This window comes from Paenibacillus sp. WLX1005, from assembly GCF_046603685.1.
Lineage (GTDB): Bacteria > Bacillota > Bacilli > Paenibacillales > Paenibacillaceae > Saccharibacillus.
The window spans coordinates 169,150-190,960 of sequence record NZ_CP176756.1 but is presented as its reverse complement, the minus strand read 5'-3'; the positions used below and the strand labels follow the sequence as shown (position 1 = coordinate 190,960).

Here is a 21,811-nt window from a genome sequence, read left to right as displayed (position 1 = left end):
CAGTGTCAGGATAAGGAGGCATATGTATATGGAAGAACTCTCTCCGAAAAAACTATTAGGCGAATTTTTGCGTTCAAGACGTCAACGCTTGTCGCCGGAACAAGTCGGTCTGGTCAATTATGGAAGACGCCGTACATCCGGGCTTCGTCGTGAAGAAGTGGCGCAGCTTGCCCATATTGGAACGTCATGGTATACATCGCTGGAACAAGGACGCGAAGTGAATCCGTCACAGGACGTACTGGATCATATTGCGCGGGCGCTGCAATTGACCGAGGATGAGAGGCAGTATTTGCATGTGCTTGCCAAACCCGCGCAGCGTGAGGAGAAGACGGAAGACGAACAACAACAATTGCAGACAGGTATGCAGCGTACCGTTATGGCACTGGAACCGAATCCCGCATTTGTGCTTGATCCGTATTGGAATCTGACCGCTTGGAACCGGGCAGCTGCATTTGTTTTCCATTTACCTGCCTTTTCCGCTGCCAATGATTACCAGATCAATTGGATCAAGCATCTACTCAGCGGAGACAGACTCGGAACCGACACGCAGGAGCGAAATGAAAAAGCGCAGGCAATCATTGCCCAATTCCGTGCAGATTACGCCCAGTCTCCCAACGATGTCATATTCCAAAAGCTAGTAGACGAATTTCAACAAACCATCCCCATCTTCCGCGAACGCTGGCCCATGCACGACGTGCAAGCCGTCAAAGACCGCTTCAAACATTTTGACGACCCGCGTATAGGTGTGATGGAGTTTGAACATATCGTGTTGCATCCATCCGGCAATCCGATGATGAAAATGATGATCTACACCGCATCGCTGGATACTGCTACTCGCTTGCAAGCTATGCTCAAGGCTGGAGTGTAGGCTAGACGTAAAGAGGAATTAGGCATGTCCGTTTACTGATGGAAATATGGTGATTTGTACAATTTAAAAATCGAGATTCATCTAACTTAGTGTCTACTGCTTTATGAATATGATGATCAATAAGAAATGAAGAAGACCGCTGATTAGGCGGTCTCTTCTTATTCTAATGCTACATATGATTTTTCCAGATGGACATGGAGCCGAAGTTAGTCGTCCCCCTGCCCGAAATGATATATATTTAGTATAGAACACTTTTCGGACTCACCAATTTATACGTACACATCATTACACTATTCAAAAATAATTCGAGCCTGAATGCCATTCTGCTCCAACAGATATAGCAATCCTCCGCCATCAATCAGCTCAATCGGCTTATCTTTGGCAAATTCGTACGCATCCGGTCCATAGCTTTTCGTAGTGACCAAGATTCCTTTGTTTGCACCCTCATTCATCATCGTGCCGTATAAGTCTCTGACAGCGGAGACCCCTACCGTATTTTTGTATCGTTTAGCTTGTATAACAATTTTACCACCGAGAATGGCTCTAGTATCAAAAGCAACACAGTCCACTCCACCGTCTTTGGATGAACGTATTAATTTGGTATCTAAGCCCATTCTCGCAAATAAATCCGTAACTAATTTTTCAAATTCATACGGATTCAAATCCATTAGATTGGGCAGACTTTGCAGCGAATCAAGCAAACTTTCATGATCAACAAAACGCTTATCCACCATATTAAACTCTAACACTGGTTTTACGGCTTGCAATTCAGAAGGTCGAGGCGAGACCTGTGCTCCCAAATTCCGTAAACACACCGATTTTTCTACTCGACTCAGGTCAAGCTCTTTAAACTTCTCTTTGATGACACGAGTTGAAATCAGATAGGGTGCAATATCTTTGCCTGTCGCTGGATCGACCGAATGAACATAAGCGCTGAATACGATAACCTCGATAATATTCGCCTGATCTGCGTCAAAAACTTCATGAATCGTGCGCAGGGCAACACTTGCCACCACATCAGCATACAAATTTTTAATCTCCTGATCTTTTCTAGGCTTTTCGGTAATCTCGTCTCTAGTCTTGACGTACTTGTACTCCGACACGGTTGGAACAATCTCTTTGTTTGGAATCTCATAATCTATCACTAATTCTTTCGAGTCTGGAAGATACGCCAAACGGAATTGTTGAGGAAATTCCATTGGATACTGGGAACGTTCCAATACAATATTGTTGTAAGCAATGACTGCCTCTGTTTCGCCATGACGATATCGTTTTCCAAATTGATCGACTTCAAGATTATTGGTTTTGATTGTCAGTTCAAAAGCAGCTTTTTCTTGCTCATAGCTTACTTTTAGATCATTTAATTTGGACAATCGTTCTCTTTCTGAACGCTCATAACGTACCAAATCATGTTCAAATTGCTCTTTGGCTTCAAGCATTGCTTTCTGATACTTTTTCTCTAACATAGGGATTAACTTTTGCAATACATTTTGAGATTTTACCTGACTGGTATACTGTTCAATCTCCGGTCTACGCATAGGCACAGCAATCTCATGAGGTGCAACAAACTCCTTGAATTGCTCTGTACTCTTTAACGATGCAAACGACACAACATGACTTACACGCAAACCTTGCTCCAGAATAGTATTTAATTGATGTATTTGTTGTTTTGTTTCGCTATTTAAATCTTCAGTTTCCTGTATTCTACTCTCGACATAACGCAATTTCTCTTCTTTTTCAAATTGCATCTGCTGTCTTTGTTGCTCTTTCATTACTCTGATTCGCTCGCGTTCCTGACGTTTTCTCTCCGCTTCATTCAATCGAGCTTACCTTGCCGCTTCTCTTGCCATATTAGCCATATAACTACTTTTTCTCGCCAAAATAATAACCCCTTCCAAGCTAGTTTTATCTCTCGTCCATTTCTTTTCTGCCGACGTTAGAATGATATTCCTATTAATTATACATCCAATTAAAGGTAAATAAATATCTTTTATACTCTAAAAGAATTAATTAGTTCATTTGTGATATGTAGTCCCTTGTGATCATCTTACTCATTATCCAATTACATATGTCGCAAAATATTGAGGTATCCAAATCATGCTCCTTCGGTGCATAATCAATCCCTTTCGCCTGCTCCATCGCTATATTGTAATATAAGCTGTGCAGATACTCTTTCTATTACTCTGTCAACCGTTCCCAAACTCTGTTTCAAAATAAAATAAAACGGACACCATTCGGCGCCCGCTTCATATCGCACATATGAAAATACTGATTCTCCTGTAAATGAGTATGCTTCACCAACTATGCACACCTATTTTCAGATAATCGATTAGCCCAGATTACTTACTCCAATACTGCTTCGCAATCCGCTGCCCTTGGTTAATCTTCGCCCACTGCTCATCTTCACTCAGTTCATTCCCGCCATCACAGGAAGCAAAGCCACATTGGTGAGATAGCAACAAACGATCTTTATCGATAATATTGGACGCCTCATCCAGCAGTCGCAGTACACGCGCTTCGTCATCCAGCGTATTCGTTTTGGACGACAGCAGACCCAGCACAATCTCCGTATCCGGCTTGTCTTTGAACACAGCCAGCGCTTCCAGCGAACCCGCACGCTCGTCATCCCACTCAAGGAAGAAACGATCATATTTCAGCTGCTTCAGGAACAGATTGGCGATCTTCACATACGAACCGCCACCCATATTGCGAGAATCGTAGTTGCCACGACAGTTATGCGTCCACATTTTCAGACCGAGACTGTGTCCGTAGTCAATGACCGTATTGTTGATGTCGATAAATTCAGTCGCCAGAGCCTGTACTTCCTCCTGATTGATGTTCTCACCCGTATACGGAGAATTCGGATTGTCATCTGCAAACAGTTCCCACAAGCAATCGTCGAATTGCAGAATCTCACCGCCCGCAGCCGCAAAATCCGCAACAAACTCTTTATACGCCTGAATCAAGCCTGCCTTCAACTCCTGTGGATTCTGGTACACCGCATCCGTGCCACCGATATTGTCCGACCAAGACAGTTCGCCAAAAATATGCGACGGCGAAGGCACGCACAGCTTCGTTTCACGTTCTCCCGCATGGGACTTGAGCTGCTTGAAGGATTCGATAAAATGATGATTTTTTCCGCTCAACTTGCCAGTAATACGCAGCCCGATGTCTTTGCGTGTCTCGTATTTGGACGTACCATCCGTATCGCGGAAAAAGTATCCATGATCCGCAATGTACCGCTCCACACCGTCAAACCCCCAGACAAAATCCAAATGCCACATCGATTTGGAATATTCACCATCTGTGATGATGGAGAGATCGTTCTCAATTTCCTTCTCCACGACAGACTGGATCGCCTTCGCTTCACATTGCTGATACCCGTCGAATTCTTGATAAAACGGATAGCTAATATCATCTCGATGCTCGATTTGCGTCTTATATTCCAGCAACTCCTTCGGACGAAGCAAGCTGCCTACGATTTGAAATTTATCACTCATGTAGTAATCCCCCTTGATTGGATTCGGACTTGGATGTAATGGTTCCATTTTATCATGGGGCGGAGTGGTTCATATAAGCGCAAAAGGCATGGCTGGTTATAGGCAGGGGCTATGGCGAGAGTGAATAGAATATACGTATGATTTATTTTTCTAATAAAAGGTATACTTGTTTAAATTCATCTTCTCGTTACGTATAATTGTTATAACAGTCAAACTTTCATTAGGAGGTACTAGAATGGGCAAAACAAATGAAATCGAGCGAAAAGTAACCAAATTTGGCAATAGTCTCGGCATTAGCATGACTGACGCTTTAAAGAAAGTCGGTTTAGGACAAGGCGATGCAGTAACGATCGATGCTAATCCGGTGACAGGAGAGATCCTGATCAAAAAAGCTAAGAAGATCTCACTGCCAGAAGGAATCAGTCCAGACTTCATGGATACGTTAACAGATGTTATGACAGAATATGATCAAACCTTGCGTGGACTGAAAGATCGATGACACCCATTCGCCATCTGTCTGTTCAAGAAGTCATCGCAATCAATGTAGCTATGATTCAACGATACAGTCCGGGAGAACAAGTAGGAGTAAAAGAACCCGGATTGCTACACTCCGCCGTTCACCGACTTCAATCTTCCGTATTTGGCGAGGATGCGTATCCTAGTATTTTTGAGAAGGCAGCCGAGTTGTTTGAATCGCTTGGACAAAATCATCCGTTTCATAATGCTAATAAACGGACAGCATTTACAGCAATGGTTGTATTTCTTCGTTATAATGGTTTGAGTTTTAAAATGAGCGCAAAAGAAGCAGAGGATTTTACTGTGGATATGGTGAATCATCATTTTGATTTTCAGCAGTCAGCTGAAACTATTGAGAGGCATTGTATTTTAATGACTTGATTGCAATGCATGAGATTTTATTATAAAGACTTTCATTTCAACAAAAAAGACACTGTCCACATTGGGCAGTGTCTTTTGCTGTATACTACTTTATTCTATTCATAAAGTGTGTACAAAAATGGAGGCGAGGGGAGTCGAACCCCTGTCCGAAGATAACGCAACATAAGCTTCTACGGGTGTAGTTACAGATTTGATGTCACCCGAGTAGCGCCCTGTAACCGGCTCTACGTTGGGTCAGCCTGATTATCTTATTCAGCACACCTCAGGCGGAGATGTGACAGCGTAGCCCACTAAGAGTTGGGCCCTCATCCTGGCACATGGGCGATGCGAGGCGAGAGCACGTTTCACAGTTTCTTAGGCTGCGAAAGCGTAGTTAGTTTGTTGTTTGCCGTTTAATAGGCTTTAGCGTTGATAAAGCGGACGCGTCCCCACTACCCGCTACTCATGCCCGACCTACCCCCGTCGAATCCAAGAACGCCCCCTTAATCAAAAGGGTCTGGATCAATACGGGACGAGCGCATGAGTCTCGTCTTCCGAAGTGTTCTGTATATGCAGCCTTTCCCTCCATAGAAAGGGCTACATCGGGAAATGTCCTAACCACATCGGCAAGCGCCGACCGTTATTCGTTTCCTCACAGATGTTGATTATACCATGTTTTGATGCAAATGGATAGCTGTGCAGATGCCGGTAGATACCAGCTAATGCACTATGGATGAGCCAGCATTGTAACTTCTATCGTTCTGCTCATTCAATCAGCAGGTTATAAAAGAGAGACAGCTACCAGTCACCGATATGTTCCATTACCCCAAAATGTGATCACCTTAACAACACTCACACTATCGTTTTCTCTTGTTATAAACCTCAGATGCAAGCTTCAATCGACATATCTACCAATCAACGCTTCTGATTATCCCGCAATGCACGTTGAATATCGCGCTGTGCATCCCGTTTTGCCGCTGTGGCACGTTTGTCATGCTGCTTCTTACCTTTACCGAGACCGATCAGCAGCTTCGCATAACCGTTACGGATATAGATTTTCAACGGCACAATCGTATAGCCGTCGCGCTTAGATGCGCCGATCAGCTTGCTGATCTGCAGCTTGTGTAGCAACAGCTTGCGTGTACGGGTCGGGTCTGCCGGGTTGCTGCGGTTGCCTTCCTCGAACGGGCTGATATGCATATTGTGCAGGAATACTTCGCCGTTACGGATCGTGGAAAAGGCGTCGTTGATGTTTGCGCGTGCGCGACGCAACGATTTGATCTCCGTTCCGGTCAGTACCATACCTGCTTCATAGGTTTCCTCGATGAAATAATCGTGGGATGCTTTTTTGTTCTGGGCGAGTACTTTGTTTTCACTCTTTTTGGTCGCCATGTGGATTGCTCCTTCCGTCATTGCTACCCCATATCATAGGGGCGGCTGCGAGGATGAATAATCAGTCGGAAACTGTTGCATCTCTGCTACTGGATTCCAACCGATCTCAACCCGCAGCCCATATGCTTTATATTATTCGTTCTCTGTATTCTTTTTCTTTGGCTTGCGTCTACGTTTCGGCTTGGCATCGCCGGATGCATGTACAGATGCAGGTGCATCGTTGGTTGTTGCCGGTGCTACGGAACCTTCGCCGGATTTCTTACGACGTTTGCCTCTGTTCTTCTTCTCCGGTTCAGGGCTGTTGTAGCCGCCTTTGCCAGAACCAAATGCGAAGCTGCGTCCTGATCCAGAGGAACGGGAGCCAGATTCGCTTCTTGCCGGAGTGGAAAGAGTGACACCTTTGTCCTTTTTTCGCTTATTCTTACCGGAGCCAGTATTATCGCCGTTTGCAGCGGTGGATGGGTTGGCAGTATTATTATTGCCTTTTGCCGGGTTGGTATTGCTACCACCTGCTGCTGGGCTATTGGTATTGCCATTACCGCCTGCTTTGGACTTGGCTTTTTTCGCAGCTTTGCCGAATACTTCGGCTTTTTTGGCGTTTTTGTTTTTGCCTCTGCCACCGCGTCCTTTGCGTTCGCCGCCAGCTGTGCCGTTGCCGGCGCCATTGCCACCAGCTCGGTTACCACGTCCACCGCGCCGCTCACTTTCACCGCGTCCTCCACGGTCGAAGCGACGACCGCTTTTCGGCATGTCGGTCAGTTCAAAGTCAATCGTATGATCGTCCATATTGACATTAGCAACGCGAATCGTCACGGTGTCACCGATACGGAACACTCGAGATGTGCGCTCGCCGAGCAGAATCATCTGCTTGTCGTCAAAATGGTAATAGTCATCGGTCAACATCCCAAGACGGATCAAGCCCTCAACGGTGTTGTCCAGCTCGATAAACATACCAAAGCCAGTTACGCTGCTGATTAGTCCTTCGAATTCTTCGCCGACTTTGTCGAGCATATACTCGGCTTTTTTCAGCTGGTCGGTGTCGCGTTCAGCATCTACAGCAACACGCTCACGCTCGGACGATTGCTGGGCAATGTCCGGCATACGGGTTTCCAGATACGTCTGGCGATCTGGCGTCAGCCCATTGCCACCGTTCTCAATCACTTCGCGAATGACGCGGTGGATCACCAGATCGGGATACCGGCGAATTGGCGAAGTGAAATGGCTGTAGTATTCCGCAGCCAGCCCGAAGTGACCGGAGCTGTCGGCAGAGTATTTTGCCTGTTTCATCGACCGCAGCATCATGGTGCTAATGACGGTCTCTTCCTTTTCACCCTTCACTTCGTCCAGCAGCTGCTGAAGTGCGCGTGGGTGGATCAGATTGCCAGTACCTTTGACAGCATAGCCAAAGTTTTGTACAAAGCCGAGGAAGTTTTGCAGCTTTTCCTGATCCGGGTTTTCGTGAATCCGGTACAGGAACGGTACTTTCAGCCAATGGAAATGCTCAGCGACCGTTTCGTTTGCCGCCAACATGAACTCCTCGATAATCTGCTCGGCGATAGAACGCTCGCGTTTGACGATATCGACCGGTTTGCCTTTTTCGTCCAGCAGAATTTTGGATTCTTCAAAGTCAAAATCGACCGCTCCACGGCGGATCCGGTTGTCGCGCAGCTTCATCGCCAGCTCGCGCATCAGCTTGAAGTCGTCGATGAGTGGTGCATAACGCTCCAGCAGTTCTGGTTCTTCGTCTTCGAGAATGCGGCGTACGTTTTTGTACGTCATGCGTTCTTTCGTTTTGATCACACTAGTGAAGACGTCATGCTTGACGACCTTCATATTGGCATCGAACTCCATTTCGCAGCTCAATGTCAGACGATCTACCTGCGGATTCAAGCTACAGATTCCGTTTGACAAACGGTGTGGCAGCATCGGGATCACGCGGTCAACCAAATACACGCTACAACCGCGGTTGTACGCTTCATTGTCCAGCTGGGAGCCTTCACGCACATAATAACCGACATCGGCGATATGCACGCCCAGACGGTAATTGCCGTTCTCCAGACGCTCGACGTTTACGGCGTCATCCAAGTCCTTCGCATCTTCGCCATCGATGGTAACGATATTCTTACCACGCAGATCGCGGCGTCCTTGCTGGACGATCTCTTCTTCAGTAATCTCGTCCGGCGCTCCCTGCGCCTCGTCCATCACTTCGTCCGGGAAGCTCTCTGGCAGTTGATGCTTGCGGATAATGGAGATGATGTCCACACCGGGATCATCCTTATGTCCAAGCACCTCGATCACACGACCTTCAGCCGCTGCCCGTCCTTCTGGATAGTTAACGATCTCGGCAACGACTTTCTCGCCGTCGACGGCACCGCCAAAATGCTCTTTCGGGATGAAAATATCGCGGTTGATACGCTTATCATCCGGCAGCACAAAACCATACGTATCCTGTCCTTGGAATACACCGACGATGCGGGTATTTTTCCGAACCAGTACACGTACAATTACGCCTTCCATCCGTCCACCGGAAGCGTTACGGGAAGTGACTTTGACAAGTACGGTATCGCCGTTCATCGCCGTGTTCAGATCATTGGCATGAATATACACATCGCCATGCTCGCGATCTTCCGGGATCAGAAAAGCAAAGCCCTTGGCATGTGCTTGCACGCGTCCTTTGACCAGATCCATACGTTCTGGCACGCCATATCGATTGGCGCTATTCACAACTACATCGCCGGTTTCTTCCAACCGGTTCAATAGCTTGACGAGTTCTTTGAAATCCGAAGCATCTTCAATCTGAAAATGTTCTTCCAACTCCTGATACGTCATTGGATTATAAGTGGTGTCCCGCATAAAGTTTAATAGTTGTTCTTCTGTAATCATTGAATTCACCTCGGCCCACCTTCAGCAGCGATCACGCCCATCCGGCTCATATGTATTGCGGGTTTTATGTGCTCTATACGCTGGTCTGTGTCGGTGATGGATGAGTAAAACGCAGACCGGTCCATGATCTGCACGGACATCTGCGTTTTCAGAAAGCCACTTCGATCATGTTTCATTTAGTATACACATACCCTAGTATACACTAAATTAATCCCCAGCCTGTATTCCGGCAAAAAAAAGGGCGGCATGCTCGTTACCCTCTCCTTGGTTAAGGGGAACGAATATGCCGCTAAATGGTCTTGCACATCATGGACTTCGGTCTTGCTTCAACTTACATGGGAATAATGGACAAGCTCGGGAACAGTTCTGATTATACGGGGGTTATGTGAATTCTATATGAACAGACTGGGGGGGAAATAGTTTTTTTGCGGGGAATTGGGACATTTATTTGGATGCAACATGCACTCCAGGAAGGAATAAGGGAACGGACTCCGGTGGAGAGGTGAGAATCTATGGAATAGGAGATACTTGTAGATTCTCGCCTCTCCAAAGTCGTCCTTTTCCCTTATTTCCTTCCCTGCGTTACGTGCGGATTGCATCCTGCGTAAAGACCGTGCGTAGTGGGAGTGAAAACTACTTCCTTGCGCTACGCGCTTTTGTCTGTAGCAGGAAATGATATGTAAGAGATATCAAAAGATTTGAGAGATCTAAGAGATTTTGAGAGGCTTCAAGGTAAGAGACTCTGAGAGACCTTGAGTGACTGTGAATGACCTTATTGTTCATTAAAAAGGGTGTAAGATTATGCATAACATATATCGAGTAGGAAAGAATGGGAAGTCATTGTATGGGAAACAAAAAACAGCCCTTCGGCGCTATGGATAGCGGGGGAAGGGCTGTTTTTGTTTTTGGCGCTTATTATCTGAATACAGCTACTAGGATGGCGAGGATGAAGAATGCGGCTCCTAGGCCGGCTGTGGTGCGTTGCAGGACGAGGTCCATGCCGCGTGCTTTGGTTTTACCGAAAAGATGCTCGGCGCCGCCGGAGATGGCACCGGAAAGACCAGCACTTTTACCTTTTTGCAGCAGTACCACGATAATCAGAGCAACCGAGATAATAGTAAGCAGGATCTGCAAAGTCAATTGCATAATTTCCACCTCCTTGAAGGATTCGCCGAGCCTCTATAAATGTATATGTACAGGTTATCTAACCATATCACTCTATAGAAACAGCATTTATAGTTTATCATATTCGGCAAGTAGATAGCAACGATTTCCTGACTACGCCGATAGGAAAATAAAAAAACAGCCATCCGTCGAAACGGATGGCTGCTGTCCAGTGAACATGGTGGCTGTAACGGCTAAGTAGCGGCTCAGGCCGTTGTTGTCGATGTGTTCACGGTCAGCCGCGACGCCCATTCCCCAAACGGATGGCTAGCAGCATAAGGATATGCTGTGCAGCTGTATCTGATCTTCGCGACCGGATTCAGCGCTCCGGGCGAAGGTCAGATGATATCTATAAGTTGGATGACAATCGCAATCTGACGGAATCGCGATATGACATTTCGTCGATAACCGATGCTAGGTTATCGTTCGTCTTACCTGCGATCCATATCTTCATGTGATTGTACATCTGATCATGCTTGCGAAGAATTCGAAATTACTTCGTCAGACCACGGTGCTCAGTCAAGTTGTAGAAGGATTTCAGGCCGTGGTATTGAGCCAGTTCGCCCAGACGGTCTTCGATGCGAAGCAGTTGGTTGTATTTTGCAATACGGTCGGTACGGGAAGGTGCACCTGTTTTGATTTGACCAGCGTTGGTAGCAACCGCGATGTCAGCGATTGTGCTGTCTTCGGACTCACCGGAACGGTGGGAGATCACAGCTGTGTAACCAGCGCGTTTCGCCATTTCGATCGCGTCAAATGTTTCAGTCAGCGTACCGATTTGGTTTACTTTGATCAGGATGGAGTTACCGATACCTTCTTCGATACCGCGACCCAGACGCTCAGTGTTCGTTACGAACAGATCGTCACCAACCAGTTGTACTTTGCTGCCCAGTTTGTCGGTCAGCAGTTTCCAACCTTCCCAGTCATCTTCAGAGCAACCATCTTCGATGCTGATGATTGGGTATTTGTCGACCCAAGAAGACAGTAGGTCTACGAACTCAGCAGAAGTGAAGGATTTGCCTTCGCCTTCCAGTACGTATTTACCATCTTTGTAGAACTCAGTGGAAGCAACGTCCATACCGAGGAATACGTCAACGCCTGGTTTGTAACCAGCTTTTTCGATCGCTTCGATGATGGAGCTCAGTGCTTCTTCGTTGGAAGCGAAGTTAGGAGCGAAACCGCCCTCGTCGCCTACAGCTGTGTTCAGACCTTTGCTGCTCAGTACGGATTTCAGGTTGTGGAAGATTTCCGCACCTGTACGCAGAGCTTCTTTGAACGATGGAGCGCCAGCAGGGATAACCATGAACTCTTGAACGTCCACGTTGTTATCAGCGTGCTCACCACCGTTGATGATGTTCATCATTGGTACTGGCAGTTGTTTTGCGTTGAATCCGCCCAGGTAAGCGTACAGTGGCAGATCCAGAGCTTCAGCAGCAGCGCGAGCTACAGCCATGGAAACAGCCAGGATCGCGTTAGCGCCCAGTTTCCCTTTGTTTGGTGTACCGTCCAGCTCGATCATTTTGCGGTCGATGCTCAGTTGGTCAACAGCGTCCATACCGATTACTTCTGGAGCGATGATTTCGTTTACGTTCGCTACAGCTTTCAGAACGCCTTTACCTAGGTAACGGGATTTGTCGCCGTCACGCAGCTCAACAGCTTCGTGAGCACCAGTGGATGCACCGGAAGGTACGATCGCGCTAGCTACAACGCCGGATTCCAGATATACTTCTACTTCAACAGTCGGGTTACCGCGGGAGTCGAGGACTTCACGGGCATACACGTTAGTAATAATCGTCATGATTTAAAAGTCTCCTTTGAGATAAGTTTGATCAGGGTGACATCAGGTATACCTGCGCACCTTGTATATAGGAACGCATGACTGCAACAGAACAGGCGATTTCAGCGGAACATGACGAGCATGTTAATGCGTCTGCCGGTCGCAGCCTCCGTTCATCACAATAAATAAGAACTTACTTACGGCTGGAAATGATGGATGTACCTGTCATTTCGTCCGGTTTAGCAATTTGCAGCAGATCGAGGATAGTTGGTGCAATATCACCCAGAATGCCGCCTTCGCGCAGCACAACGTTCTCGTCGGTTACGATAAACGGAACCGGGTTCGTCGTGTGCGACGTTTGCGGACGTCCCTCTTCGTCGATCTCTGTTTCAGCGTTACCATGGTCAGCAGTAATCAGCGCTACGCCGCCTTTGGCAAGGATCGCTTCTACAACACGACCAACACACTCGTCCGTCGTTTCCACGGCTTTGATCGTCGGCTCTAGCTTACCAGAGTGACCAACCATATCCGGGTTCGCAAAGTTCAGGATGATCGCATCCTGACGCTCCGCTTCGATCTCGGCGATGCATGCATCTGCTACTTCGCGCGCGCTCATCTCTGGTTGCAGATCGTAGGTAGCGACTTTTGGCGAGTTGATCAGAATACGAGTCTCGCCTTCCAGTTCTACATCACGACCGCCACTGAAGAAGAAGGTAACGTGCGGGTATTTCTCAGTTTCGGCAATACGCAGTTGCTTTTTGCCGTTTTGAACGAGTACTTCGCCCAGCGTATTGTCCAGACTTTTCGGTCCGAAAGCAATATGACCGACAACCGTTGCACTGTATGTGGTGAGACATACATAGTACAGCGCCTGCGGATAATCGCCGCGCTCGAAACCGTCAAAATCATGCTGTGTAAATGCTTGGGACAGCTGAATCGCACGGTCGGGACGGAAGTTCAGGAAGATTACGGAATCTCCACTGCTTACCGTACCGGTCGGTTGACCGTCAGCATCCACAATCACAGCCGGAATGACAAACTCATCGTACACTTCTTCTTTGTAGGAAGAAGTTACCACGCTCAGCGGGTCCTTGAATTGAGGACCTTCGCCGTAAGCGATAGCACGGAATGCTTTTTCGACACGATCCCAGCGTTTGTCGCGGTCCATGGCGTAGTAGCGTCCTTGTACGGTAGCGATTTTGCCGATACCGATGCTGCTGATTTTCTCAACCAATTGCTCCATGAAGCCTTTACCGCTGTCCGGTGCTACGTCGCGACCGTCCAGGAATACGTGGATCAGCACATCATGAAAGTCATGTTTTTTCGCCAGTTCCAGCGTTGCAAACAGGTGGTCGATATGACTGTGTACACCGCCGTCAGACAGCAGCGTAAACAGGTGCAGCTTTTTGCCGTTTGTTTTGGCATTTTCGACTGCGCCGACGAGTGCTTCGTTGTGGAAGTACTCGCCGTCACGAATCGATTTGGAAATGCGAGTCAAATCCTGGTATACGACGCGACCTGCGCCGATGTTCAGGTGACCGACTTCCGAGTTCCCCATTTGACCTTCTGGCAAACCTACGGCTTCGCCGCAAGCTGTCAGAGTTGTATGAGGGTATTGTTGCAGGTAACGGTCATAGTTCGGTTTTTTCGCCTGAGCAACACCGTTGCCTTCGACTTCCGGACGCAGACCGAAACCGTCCATGATAATTAATGCTACCGGTTTTGGAACTGACATTTACTTCGCCCCCTCAACCAGCTGAATGTAAGACTCAGGCTGAAGACTTGCGCCGCCGACGAGTGCTCCGTCGATGTCACTTTGTCCCATGTACTCCTTCACGTTCTCAGGCTTCACGCTACCGCCGTATTGAATACGAACTGCGTTTGCCACTTCTTCGTTGTACAGGTCTTTCACAACGTTACGAATATAAGAAATCACTTCATTCGCATCAGCAGAAGTGGAAGATTTGCCTGTTCCGATTGCCCAGATTGGCTCATAAGCGATAACAGTTGCTTTCGCCTGCTCTTCGCTCAGACCAGCAAATGCGCCTTCGGTTTGTACTTTACATACATCCTTGGTTTGATCGCTTTCGCGCTCTTCCAGCTTCTCGCCTACGCAGACGATTGGCGTCAGGTCATGACGGAATGCAGCAAGTACTTTTTTGTTTACGATCTCGTCGGTTTCGCCAAAATATTGACGACGCTCGGAGTGACCGATGATTACATAATCTACGCCGAGGTCTTTCAGCATAACGCCGCTGATCTCGCCAGTGAATGCGCCATTGTCTTCAAAATGAAGGTTTTGCGCGCCGATTTTGATAGAAGTTCCTTTTACCGCTTCTACCAGAGCTGGCAGGTTGGTGAATGGTGCACAGATTACGCTCTCTACGCCTTCCACTTCTGCTTTGCCTTTGATATCTTCGATGAATGCTTTAGCTTCCGGAACGGTTTTGAACATTTTCCAGTTGCCGGCAATGATTGGTGTTCTCACTGCTGTATCACTCCTTCTATTCCATACTGCCTATATTGTAAACTTATTTATCGTTAAGTGCCACAACGCCAGGAAGTGCTTTACCTTCCATGAACTCCAGGGAAGCGCCGCCGCCTGTAGAGATGTGATCCATTTTGTCAGCCAGGTGGAACTTCTCAGCTGCTGCTGCGGAGTCACCGCCACCGATTACGGTGTAAGCGTCTGTTGTTGCGCAAGCTTCTGCTACTGCACGAGTACCATGGGAGAACGGTTCGATTTCGAATACGCCCATTGGTCCGTTCCAAACAACCAGTTTGGAGTTTTTGATCACGTCAGCGTAGATCTCACGTGTTTTTGGACCGATGTCGATGCCTTCCCAGTCTGCCGGGATGTCGCCAACTTCAACGATTTGCGTGTTTGCATCCGCGCTGAAATCGTCAGAGATTACGATATCTACTGGCAGGTAGAAGTTTTTGCCGAGTTGTTTTGCTTTTTCAATAAAGCCCAGTGCTACATCCAGTTTGCTCTCGTCCAGCAGGGATTGACCTACTTCGTGACCTTGCGCTTTCATGAATGTGTAGGACAGACCGCCACCGATGATTACGTTGTCTGCCAGGTTCAGCAGGTTGTCGATTACATCGATTTTGTCTTTTACTTTGGAACCACCAACGATTGCTGTGAAAGGGCGCTCTGGATTGTTCAGGGCTTTACCCAGTACATCCAATTCTTTCTCCATCAGCAGACCAGCTACTGCTGGCAGGTGATGAGCGATACCTTCTGTCGAAGCATGCGCACGGTGAGCCGCGCCAAATGCATCGTTCACGAACAGATCAGCCAGCTCAGCAAATTCTTTTGCCAGTTCTGGATCATTTTTCTCTTCGCCTGCATGGAAACGAACGTTTTCCAATACAAGTACATCGCCGTCTTTCAGTTCAGCGATTTGAGCTTTTACTGCATCGCCAGTCGATTCGTCTGCTTTGGCTACCGGTTTGCCCAGCAGTTGGGACAGACGTTCCGCTGGTGCAGTCAGTCTCATGGACTCCACTACTTCACCTTTTGGACGACCCAGATGGCTTGCAAGCAGAACTTTTGCGCCTTTTTCGATCAGGTAGTTAATGGTCGGCAGCGTTTCGCGGATACGTTTGTCATCCGTGATTTTGCCATCTTCCATCGGTACGTTGAAATCCACACGTACGAATACCACTTTGCCAGCTACTTCTACATCACGCACACTTTTTTTGTTCATTGTCTTACCTCCATGCCCGTAATTTTAAGCTTTACCAAATCGGAACCGGCTGCACGTATGTACAGCACGTAACTTAGAAAAAGCGGAAACAAATAGGATCTGTTTCCGCTTTATGGAATTAATATTTATTTCAGCGTATGGCCAGTATTAGCCTTTGTTCGCGAAGAACTCAAGCGTACGAACCAATTGAGCTGTGTAGGACATTTCGTTGTCGTACCAAGCTACCGTTTTAACCAGCTGTTTGTCGCCAACTGTCAGAACGCGAGTTTGCGTTGCATCGAACAGGGAACCGAAAGTCATACCTTTGATGTCAGAAGATACGATTTCGTCTTCAGTGTAACCGTAAGTTTCTGGATCGGAAGCTTCTTTCATTGCTGCGTTGATTTCTTCAACAGTTACATTTTTCTCCAGAACTGTTACCAGCTCAGTCAGGGAACCAGTTGCTACAGGAACACGTTGTGCGCCGCCATCCAGTTTACCTTTCAGTTCAGGGATAACCAGACCGATTGCTTTTGCAGCACCAGTTGTGTTAGGGATGATGTTCTCAGCCGCTGCACGAGCACGACGGAAGTCACCTTTTGCATGTGGAGCATCCAGTGTGTTTTGGTCGCCAGTGTAAGCGTGGATTGTAGTCATCAGACCTTCAACAACGCCGAATTTGTCTTGCAGAGTTTTTGCCATAGGTGCCAGGCAGTTTGTTGTGCAAGATGCGCCGGAGATAACTGTTTCTGTACCATCCAGAATTTCGTGGTTTACGTTGTAAACGATTGTTTTCATGTCGCCAGTTGCTGGAGCGGAGATAACAACACGTTTTGCGCCAGCTTTCAGGTGAAGCTCAGCACTTTCTTTGGTTGTGAAGAAACCAGTACATTCCAGAACGATATCTACGCCCAGGTCGCCCCATGGCAGTTCTTCAGGGTTACGGTTAGCCAGAACTTTCACTTCTTTACCGTTTACTTTGAAGAAACCATCATGTACTTCAACTTCGCCGTTGAATTTACCTTGAGTAGTATCATATTTCAAAAGATGTGCCAGCATTTTTGCGTCTGTCAGATCGTTGATTGCTACAACTTCGATACCTGCTACGTCTTGAATACGACGGAATGCCAGACGTCCGATACGTCCAAAACCGTTAATACCAACTTTAACCATGAGTGAATTCCTCCCAGAAATAAGTTTAATGAAATTTATGCAATCAAGACAAGATTCGCATGAATCTGTCGAGACAGTGATGATCATGAAATGTGATTACGTTTGACACTGCAAACGCCTAGTACGTTGTAAGTGAAGTTGGGAAATAGTTCCCTGCTGCTGCCGGATAAAGGTGCTGACTTCGTTTACTACAATAGATAGAAAAAACTACAGTTCCTTAACGATCTCCCTAGCAGCAGCTTCGTCGATGACCAGAATATCTTCCTGCCCAAATTTCAGTACAGAATGGATAGACTGTGCCTTGCTCTTGCCGCCAGCGATGCCGATCACGACTTCGGCATTGGCGATATCCTCCAGCTGCAACCCAAGGGTCAGCATATGGTGGACCGTTTCGCCTTGCTCATTAAAATAGTGACCGAACGATTCGGCGACGGCGCCTGCTTTGCGAATTTCCTGTACAAGCTGCGGATCCAGTCGGCGGCGGCGTACCATTTCCATAGCATCGCCAATACCGTGAATAATAATGCGCGCGCGCCGGATAAACTCGACGATCTCACGTACATTCTCATCCTCGTACAGTAATTCATAGGCGTCCCTGCGTAGCAGATCGGGCACATGCAATAGCCGGTACTGCGCGCCAACCCGCTTCGCCATCGTCGATACGATGGAGTTCGCCTGGTATTCCATATTTTCGCCAAGTCCGCCTCTTGCCGGAACGAACCAAGCTTGTTTGAGCGGTGCTGGCAAGGTTGGACTGAGTTGCTCAGCAACTTCAGCCAGTGTAAAACCGCCGGTAACTGCTACAATATCGTCTTCTCGCATCACACTGAGCAGTGCTTTTGCGCCTGCACGCCCGAGATGCTGCTTCGTACTTGCAGATGCGTCGCAATCTCCGGGCACAATGACAACCTGCTGCAAACCGTAGGCATCGCGAATGCGTTCCTCCAGTGCAGACAGTCCAAGCAATTCTTCCATAATCGGTTCCAGTTCGTCAAGCAGTTGTCTGCCTGCTTCACTGACTTTCATTCCGGTACTCTCAATATCCAGTAATCCCTGGGACTTGAGCAGATCAGTTTCGGCGCGCAGTACGCGCTCCGTCATGCCCAGAGACGATGCAAGTGCTCTTCGTCCGACCAATCCCGTCAGCATGACCTGATGCAAAATGGCATATCGCTTTTTGAGTACGTCGGTGAGATCGGGCAGAAGCTGCTTCTGTATTTCAAGTAATTTTCGCATGCTTTCCACTCCTGCAACTTATCTCGCTCAGTGTAATCTGGTTCATTTCAACCAGGCTGGGTATATGGACTCAAAATGTCCCGGCGTAACTTTTTAAGTCCCACTACTATATTAACCAATTTCCGACTCGGAATCAAGTCTACTGCACAACTATTTATGGCAGGTTTACGTTACAGTTTTCACAGGGTGATTGCTTGCTTTTTAAACCTATTTATTCTATAATCATTCTTGCTGTTGTTTTATTTGCGCCCGTGGTCCAATGGATATGACGTAGGCCTCCGAAGCCTGAGATCCAAGTTCGATTCTTGGCGGGCGCGCCATTCTTTTTCAAGCACTATACATATTTCGTTCCTATCCTGTTATAACAAACAATTGTTAACCCTGTATTATGATGATAGAAAGAATTGCTAACCAGCTGATGCTGGTTATTTTTGTATATTCTTCTAGTAAAACAGCACTGCTATGCGATTGACGGCAGTCATTCCATGGAAAAAGGAGCACATTGCAACGCTGCCCTTTTCTTCATTAACCCATTTTCCAGCAAATTAGGCAGTTTTGCAGTCAATAGTTTGACTTTCTTTGACTTTAAGTTTGAACTGACCTATAATGTGGTAAGAACAATTGATTATTTATATTGTTTGGACTATGATTCCACTATATTCATAACATTTACGATGATCGTAATTTTAAGGAGGGTTTCTAGTGAGTTATATCCCAATGGTCGTTGAACAGAGCAGCCGCGGTGAACGCGCCTATGATATCTATTCCCGTTTGTTGAAAGACCGTATCATTTTCCTCGGTTCTGAAGTGAATGATGTGGTGGCAAACGCGATTATTGCACAAATGCTGTTCCTGGAAGCCGAAGACCCAGAAAAAGATATTCATCTGTACATTAATAGCCCAGGCGGTTCGATTACGGCGGGCATGGCAATTTATGATACAATGCAATTCATCAAAGCGGACGTGTCCACCATCTGTGTCGGCATGGCTGCAAGTATGGGCGCATTCCTGCTGAATGCAGGTGCAAAAGGCAAACGTTTCGCGTTGCCAAACAGCGAGGTTATGATTCACCAACCACTCGGTGGTGCTCAAGGTCAAGCAACGGACATCGAGATCCGTGCGCGTCGCATTCTGAAAATGCGCGATAAGCTGAACCAAATTCTGGCGGATCGTACTGGTCAACCACTGGAACGTATCGAACGCGATACTGACCGTGACTATTTCATGACTGCTGCGGATGCTGCTGAATATGGTCTGATCGATAAAGTCATTGAGAAAACTCCTCCACAAGGCGTGTAATACGCTAAATGGACATACAAAAAGCTGCAACGGCATCATGCCATTGCAGCTTTTTTCGTATTTCGTACAGTCTCATGAGCTTATCGTTGTTGGTTATAGTCTATACCATTCCTAACTCGCTCTATCCTGCTCTACCTTAACATCGTCCTGTTCATACATCAGGTTAACCTAATAGCGGTTCGTCGGTTAACATCACACGATGACGATGTGAGCCGTGCAGCTCCAATATGATCAACTCATTGGTGCCTTCTACTAATAGCGGTGCGGGAATATACAGCGTTCGCTGCGGTCCCTTATTCCAGTATCGTCCCAGATTGAATCCATTGATGTAGACGATGCCTTTTTGCCAGCCTTTCATATCAACAAATGTATCCCGGCGCTGCGACACTTCAAACGTCGTCCGGTAAAAGGCTGGCTTCTCGCCCTCCGCTTCCAGCATGACACCTAGTGTATTGGGTGAGGATATCGAAGTATATTCCGCTCCCTCTGGTAATTTTCCATCCAGCGAATAGATCACCCATTCATGCAGAAACTGATTGCCCAGCCGCACGCCTTCGGTAATACCTTTGCGATCCAGCAGATGGGGACCGTAGTTAATGCGCCCCATATTTTCCACCAGAATGCTCAATCTGGCTCCTTGCGCATCAATATCCAGTTGTAATGACTGTGCATCTGGATCAGAGCGATCAATGACTCCGGCATATCGTCCATCAATATACACCTGTGCTCGATCGCGCACATGTTGAATATGCAGCTCCGTATTGGGCAGTGGACCAGACACCGTGGTCGTATACAGTACAAATCCGTAGCTCTGTCCCAGCTCCTCCATCGTCAATGGATACGGCGAGTACACCGGATCAGGGCAAAGTATATCCAGCACACTGAACAATCCTACACTCTCGGTCAGCTCCAACTCACCGTATCCATAGGACTTGATCGGTTCTGGTAACGGTGGCGGAGTCAGCCCGCGATACGTATGCAGCACGTCACGTACAATATGATATTTTTCCGTAAACTGCCCGGATTCACTTAGCAAAGCATTATAGTCATAGCTCGTAATGGTCGGCTCATACGTCTGAATATGATTCGCCCCATTGTAAAAGCCAAAATTGGTTCCCCCATGAAACATATAAAAGTTAACGGATGCCCCATCTTGCAGCATACGAAGCAATTCGTCACCTACATTGCCTGCATCCCGTACATGATGCTCTTCTCCCCAGTGGTCAAACCACCCGTTCCAGTATTCCATGCACATCACTGGCTGTCCGGGTTGATGCTGACGCAATTTGTGAAATGCCTGCTCTGGCTGGGAACCAAAATTAACGGTCATCAGCGCACCGTCCACATGACTCGCAGTGAGTAATTCGTGCTCCGGTCCATCCGATGTGAATAATAGAACATCTACTCCGCGCCCAATCAGCGCATCGCGAATATGTTCCAGATAGGCAGTATCATTACCATAACTGCCATATTCATTTTCCACCTGAACGGCCAGCACAGGACCTCCCTTGGTGCACAGATACGGTAAGAGTCGCGGAATCAATTCATCATAATACCGATCCACTGCTTGTAAATAGCCCGGATAACTGCACCGTACCCGCATTGCCGGATCAGCGAGCAGCCACGACGGCAAGCCGCCAAATTCCCACTCTGCACAGATGTACGGACTTGGACGCACAATCACCCACAGTTCCAGTCGTGCAGCAATCTCTATATACGCTTCCACATCTGCCATACCAGTAAAATCATACTGTCCCGGTGCTGGCTCATGCAGATTCCACGGAATATACGTTTCGACACAATTAAAACCTGCTGCCTTCAAACGAAGCAGCCGATCTTCCCAGTACTCCGGTACGATCCGAAAATAATGCATTGCTCCAGAAATGATCGTCACCGGCCTTTCCTGCCATACAAATGATCCGTTGCGTACATCAAATGGTGTCATGCCTAC

Annotated in this window: 16 protein-coding genes, 1 tRNA gene and 1 other RNA gene; 5 read left to right on the top strand and 13 right to left on the bottom strand. The window is 47.4% G+C overall.

Annotation, left to right across the window (positions count from 1 at the left end; translation table 11 throughout):
- Positions 1 to 28 precede the first annotated feature (28 nt).
- Entirely contained in the window at positions 29 to 868 is an 840-nt protein-coding gene (locus ACE3MZ_RS00835) for a helix-turn-helix transcriptional regulator (RefSeq protein WP_411344674.1), read from the top strand.
- Positions 869 to 1,158: 290 nt separating this feature from the next.
- Here the strand turns inward: ACE3MZ_RS00835 and ACE3MZ_RS00830 are convergent, their stop codons facing one another.
- Positions 1,159 to 2,688, bottom strand: coding sequence for a restriction endonuclease (locus ACE3MZ_RS00830; protein ID WP_411344673.1), 1,530 nt, complete (start codon positions 2,686 to 2,688; stop codon positions 1,159 to 1,161).
- 519 nt (positions 2,689 to 3,207) lie between these two features.
- Complete coding sequence (locus ACE3MZ_RS00825) at positions 3,208 to 4,368, bottom strand: cobalamin-independent methionine synthase II family protein (protein WP_411344672.1); 1,161 nt, start codon at positions 4,366 to 4,368, stop codon at positions 3,208 to 3,210.
- Positions 4,369 to 4,603: 235 nt separating this feature from the next.
- On the opposite strand from ACE3MZ_RS00825, the gene ACE3MZ_RS00820 reads away from it, so the two are divergent.
- Both ACE3MZ_RS00820 and ACE3MZ_RS00815 read left to right on the top strand, forming a co-directional pair.
- Entirely contained in the window at positions 4,604 to 4,867 is a 264-nt protein-coding gene (locus tag ACE3MZ_RS00820; RefSeq protein WP_411344671.1) for an AbrB family transcriptional regulator, read from the top strand.
- Positions 4,864 to 5,265: a type II toxin-antitoxin system death-on-curing family toxin gene (locus ACE3MZ_RS00815; RefSeq protein WP_411344670.1), complete on the top strand. Its 402-nt coding sequence runs from the start codon at positions 4,864 to 4,866 to the stop codon at positions 5,263 to 5,265. The genes ACE3MZ_RS00820 and ACE3MZ_RS00815 overlap by 4 nt, the downstream gene beginning before the upstream one ends.
- A 116-nt stretch (positions 5,266 to 5,381) precedes the next feature.
- On the opposite strand, the gene ssrA is transcribed toward ACE3MZ_RS00815, so the two are convergent.
- The 10 genes from ssrA to ACE3MZ_RS00765 all read right to left on the bottom strand — a co-directional run bounded on the left by ssrA (position 5,382) and on the right by ACE3MZ_RS00765 (position 18,561).
- Positions 5,382 to 5,747, bottom strand: a transfer-messenger RNA (tmRNA) gene (gene ssrA, locus ACE3MZ_RS00810).
- Positions 5,748 to 6,159: 412 nt separating this feature from the next.
- The gene (gene smpB, locus ACE3MZ_RS00805) at positions 6,160 to 6,636 is read right to left on the bottom strand and encodes an SsrA-binding protein SmpB (protein ID WP_411344669.1); all 477 of its coding nucleotides are present in this window, start codon (positions 6,634 to 6,636) and stop codon (positions 6,160 to 6,162) included.
- A 132-nt stretch (positions 6,637 to 6,768) separates the two neighbouring features.
- Positions 6,769 to 9,519 carry a ribonuclease R gene (gene rnr / locus ACE3MZ_RS00800; protein WP_411346654.1) on the bottom strand — a complete coding sequence of 917 codons (2,751 nt, stop codon included), beginning with the start codon at positions 9,517 to 9,519 and terminating at the stop codon, positions 6,769 to 6,771.
- 915 nt (positions 9,520 to 10,434) lie between these two features.
- On the bottom strand, positions 10,435 to 10,665 hold the full coding sequence (secG, locus tag ACE3MZ_RS00795) for a preprotein translocase subunit SecG (protein WP_367061615.1): 231 nt from the start codon (positions 10,663 to 10,665) through the stop codon (positions 10,435 to 10,437).
- A 511-nt stretch (positions 10,666 to 11,176) separates the two neighbouring features.
- Entirely contained in the window at positions 11,177 to 12,481 is a 1,305-nt protein-coding gene (gene eno, locus ACE3MZ_RS00790) for a phosphopyruvate hydratase (RefSeq protein ID WP_411344668.1), read from the bottom strand.
- 172 nt (positions 12,482 to 12,653) lie between these two features.
- Entirely contained in the window at positions 12,654 to 14,195 is a 1,542-nt protein-coding gene (gpmI, locus tag ACE3MZ_RS00785) for a 2,3-bisphosphoglycerate-independent phosphoglycerate mutase (protein ID WP_411344667.1), read from the bottom strand.
- Positions 14,196 to 14,948: a triose-phosphate isomerase gene (gene tpiA, locus ACE3MZ_RS00780; protein WP_411344666.1), complete on the bottom strand. Its 753-nt coding sequence runs from the start codon at positions 14,946 to 14,948 to the stop codon at positions 14,196 to 14,198.
- A 43-nt stretch (positions 14,949 to 14,991) separates the two neighbouring features.
- Positions 14,992 to 16,173, bottom strand: coding sequence for a phosphoglycerate kinase (locus tag ACE3MZ_RS00775; protein ID WP_411344665.1), 1,182 nt, complete (start codon positions 16,171 to 16,173; stop codon positions 14,992 to 14,994).
- A 147-nt stretch (positions 16,174 to 16,320) separates the two neighbouring features.
- Positions 16,321 to 17,325 carry a type I glyceraldehyde-3-phosphate dehydrogenase gene (gap, locus tag ACE3MZ_RS00770; protein ID WP_411344664.1) on the bottom strand — a complete coding sequence of 335 codons (1,005 nt, stop codon included), beginning with the start codon at positions 17,323 to 17,325 and terminating at the stop codon, positions 16,321 to 16,323.
- A gap of 207 nt (positions 17,326 to 17,532) precedes the next feature.
- Entirely contained in the window at positions 17,533 to 18,561 is a 1,029-nt protein-coding gene (locus ACE3MZ_RS00765; RefSeq protein WP_411344663.1) for a sugar-binding transcriptional regulator, read from the bottom strand.
- 245 nt (positions 18,562 to 18,806) lie between these two features.
- Between ACE3MZ_RS00765 and ACE3MZ_RS00760 the strand changes: the two genes are divergently transcribed.
- Positions 18,807 to 18,881: transfer RNA gene (locus ACE3MZ_RS00760), tRNA-Arg, on the top strand.
- Positions 18,882 to 19,263: 382 nt separating this feature from the next.
- Positions 19,264 to 19,860, top strand: coding sequence for an ATP-dependent Clp endopeptidase proteolytic subunit ClpP (gene clpP, locus ACE3MZ_RS00755; protein ID WP_411344662.1), 597 nt, complete (start codon positions 19,264 to 19,266; stop codon positions 19,858 to 19,860).
- Between the two features lie 163 nt (positions 19,861 to 20,023).
- On the opposite strand, the gene ACE3MZ_RS00750 is transcribed toward clpP, so the two are convergent.
- Positions 20,024 to 21,805, bottom strand: coding sequence for a beta-galactosidase (locus ACE3MZ_RS00750; RefSeq protein WP_411344661.1), 1,782 nt, complete (start codon positions 21,803 to 21,805; stop codon positions 20,024 to 20,026).
- Positions 21,806 to 21,811: the final 6 nt, after the last annotated feature.

What these genes read in the sequence shown, in the direction of transcription:
- secG (WP_367061615.1), bottom strand. Translation starts at nt 10,665, where the DNA reads ATGCAATTGACTTTGCAGATCCTGCTTACTATTATCTCGGTTGCTCTG.
- ACE3MZ_RS00815 (WP_411344670.1), top strand. Translation starts at nt 4,864, where the DNA reads ATGACACCCATTCGCCATCTGTCTGTTCAAGAAGTCATCGCAATCAAT.
- ACE3MZ_RS00765 (WP_411344663.1), bottom strand. Translation starts at nt 18,561, where the DNA reads ATGCGAAAATTACTTGAAATACAGAAGCAGCTTCTGCCCGATCTCACC.
- ACE3MZ_RS00825 (WP_411344672.1), bottom strand. Translation starts at nt 4,368, where the DNA reads ATGAGTGATAAATTTCAAATCGTAGGCAGCTTGCTTCGTCCGAAGGAG.
- ACE3MZ_RS00820 (WP_411344671.1), top strand. Translation starts at nt 4,604, where the DNA reads ATGGGCAAAACAAATGAAATCGAGCGAAAAGTAACCAAATTTGGCAAT.
- eno (WP_411344668.1), bottom strand. Translation starts at nt 12,481, where the DNA reads ATGACGATTATTACTAACGTGTATGCCCGTGAAGTCCTCGACTCCCGC.
- ACE3MZ_RS00750 (WP_411344661.1), bottom strand. Translation starts at nt 21,805, where the DNA reads ATGACACCATTTGATGTACGCAACGGATCATTTGTATGGCAGGAAAGG.
- rnr (WP_411346654.1), bottom strand. Translation starts at nt 9,519, where the DNA reads ATGATTACAGAAGAACAACTATTAAACTTTATGCGGGACACCACTTAT.
- ACE3MZ_RS00835 (WP_411344674.1), top strand. Translation starts at nt 29, where the DNA reads ATGGAAGAACTCTCTCCGAAAAAACTATTAGGCGAATTTTTGCGTTCA.
- smpB (WP_411344669.1), bottom strand. Translation starts at nt 6,636, where the DNA reads ATGGCGACCAAAAAGAGTGAAAACAAAGTACTCGCCCAGAACAAAAAA.
- ACE3MZ_RS00775 (WP_411344665.1), bottom strand. Translation starts at nt 16,173, where the DNA reads ATGAACAAAAAAAGTGTGCGTGATGTAGAAGTAGCTGGCAAAGTGGTA.
- gpmI (WP_411344667.1), bottom strand. Translation starts at nt 14,195, where the DNA reads ATGTCAGTTCCAAAACCGGTAGCATTAATTATCATGGACGGTTTCGGT.
- gap (WP_411344664.1), bottom strand. Translation starts at nt 17,325, where the DNA reads ATGGTTAAAGTTGGTATTAACGGTTTTGGACGTATCGGACGTCTGGCA.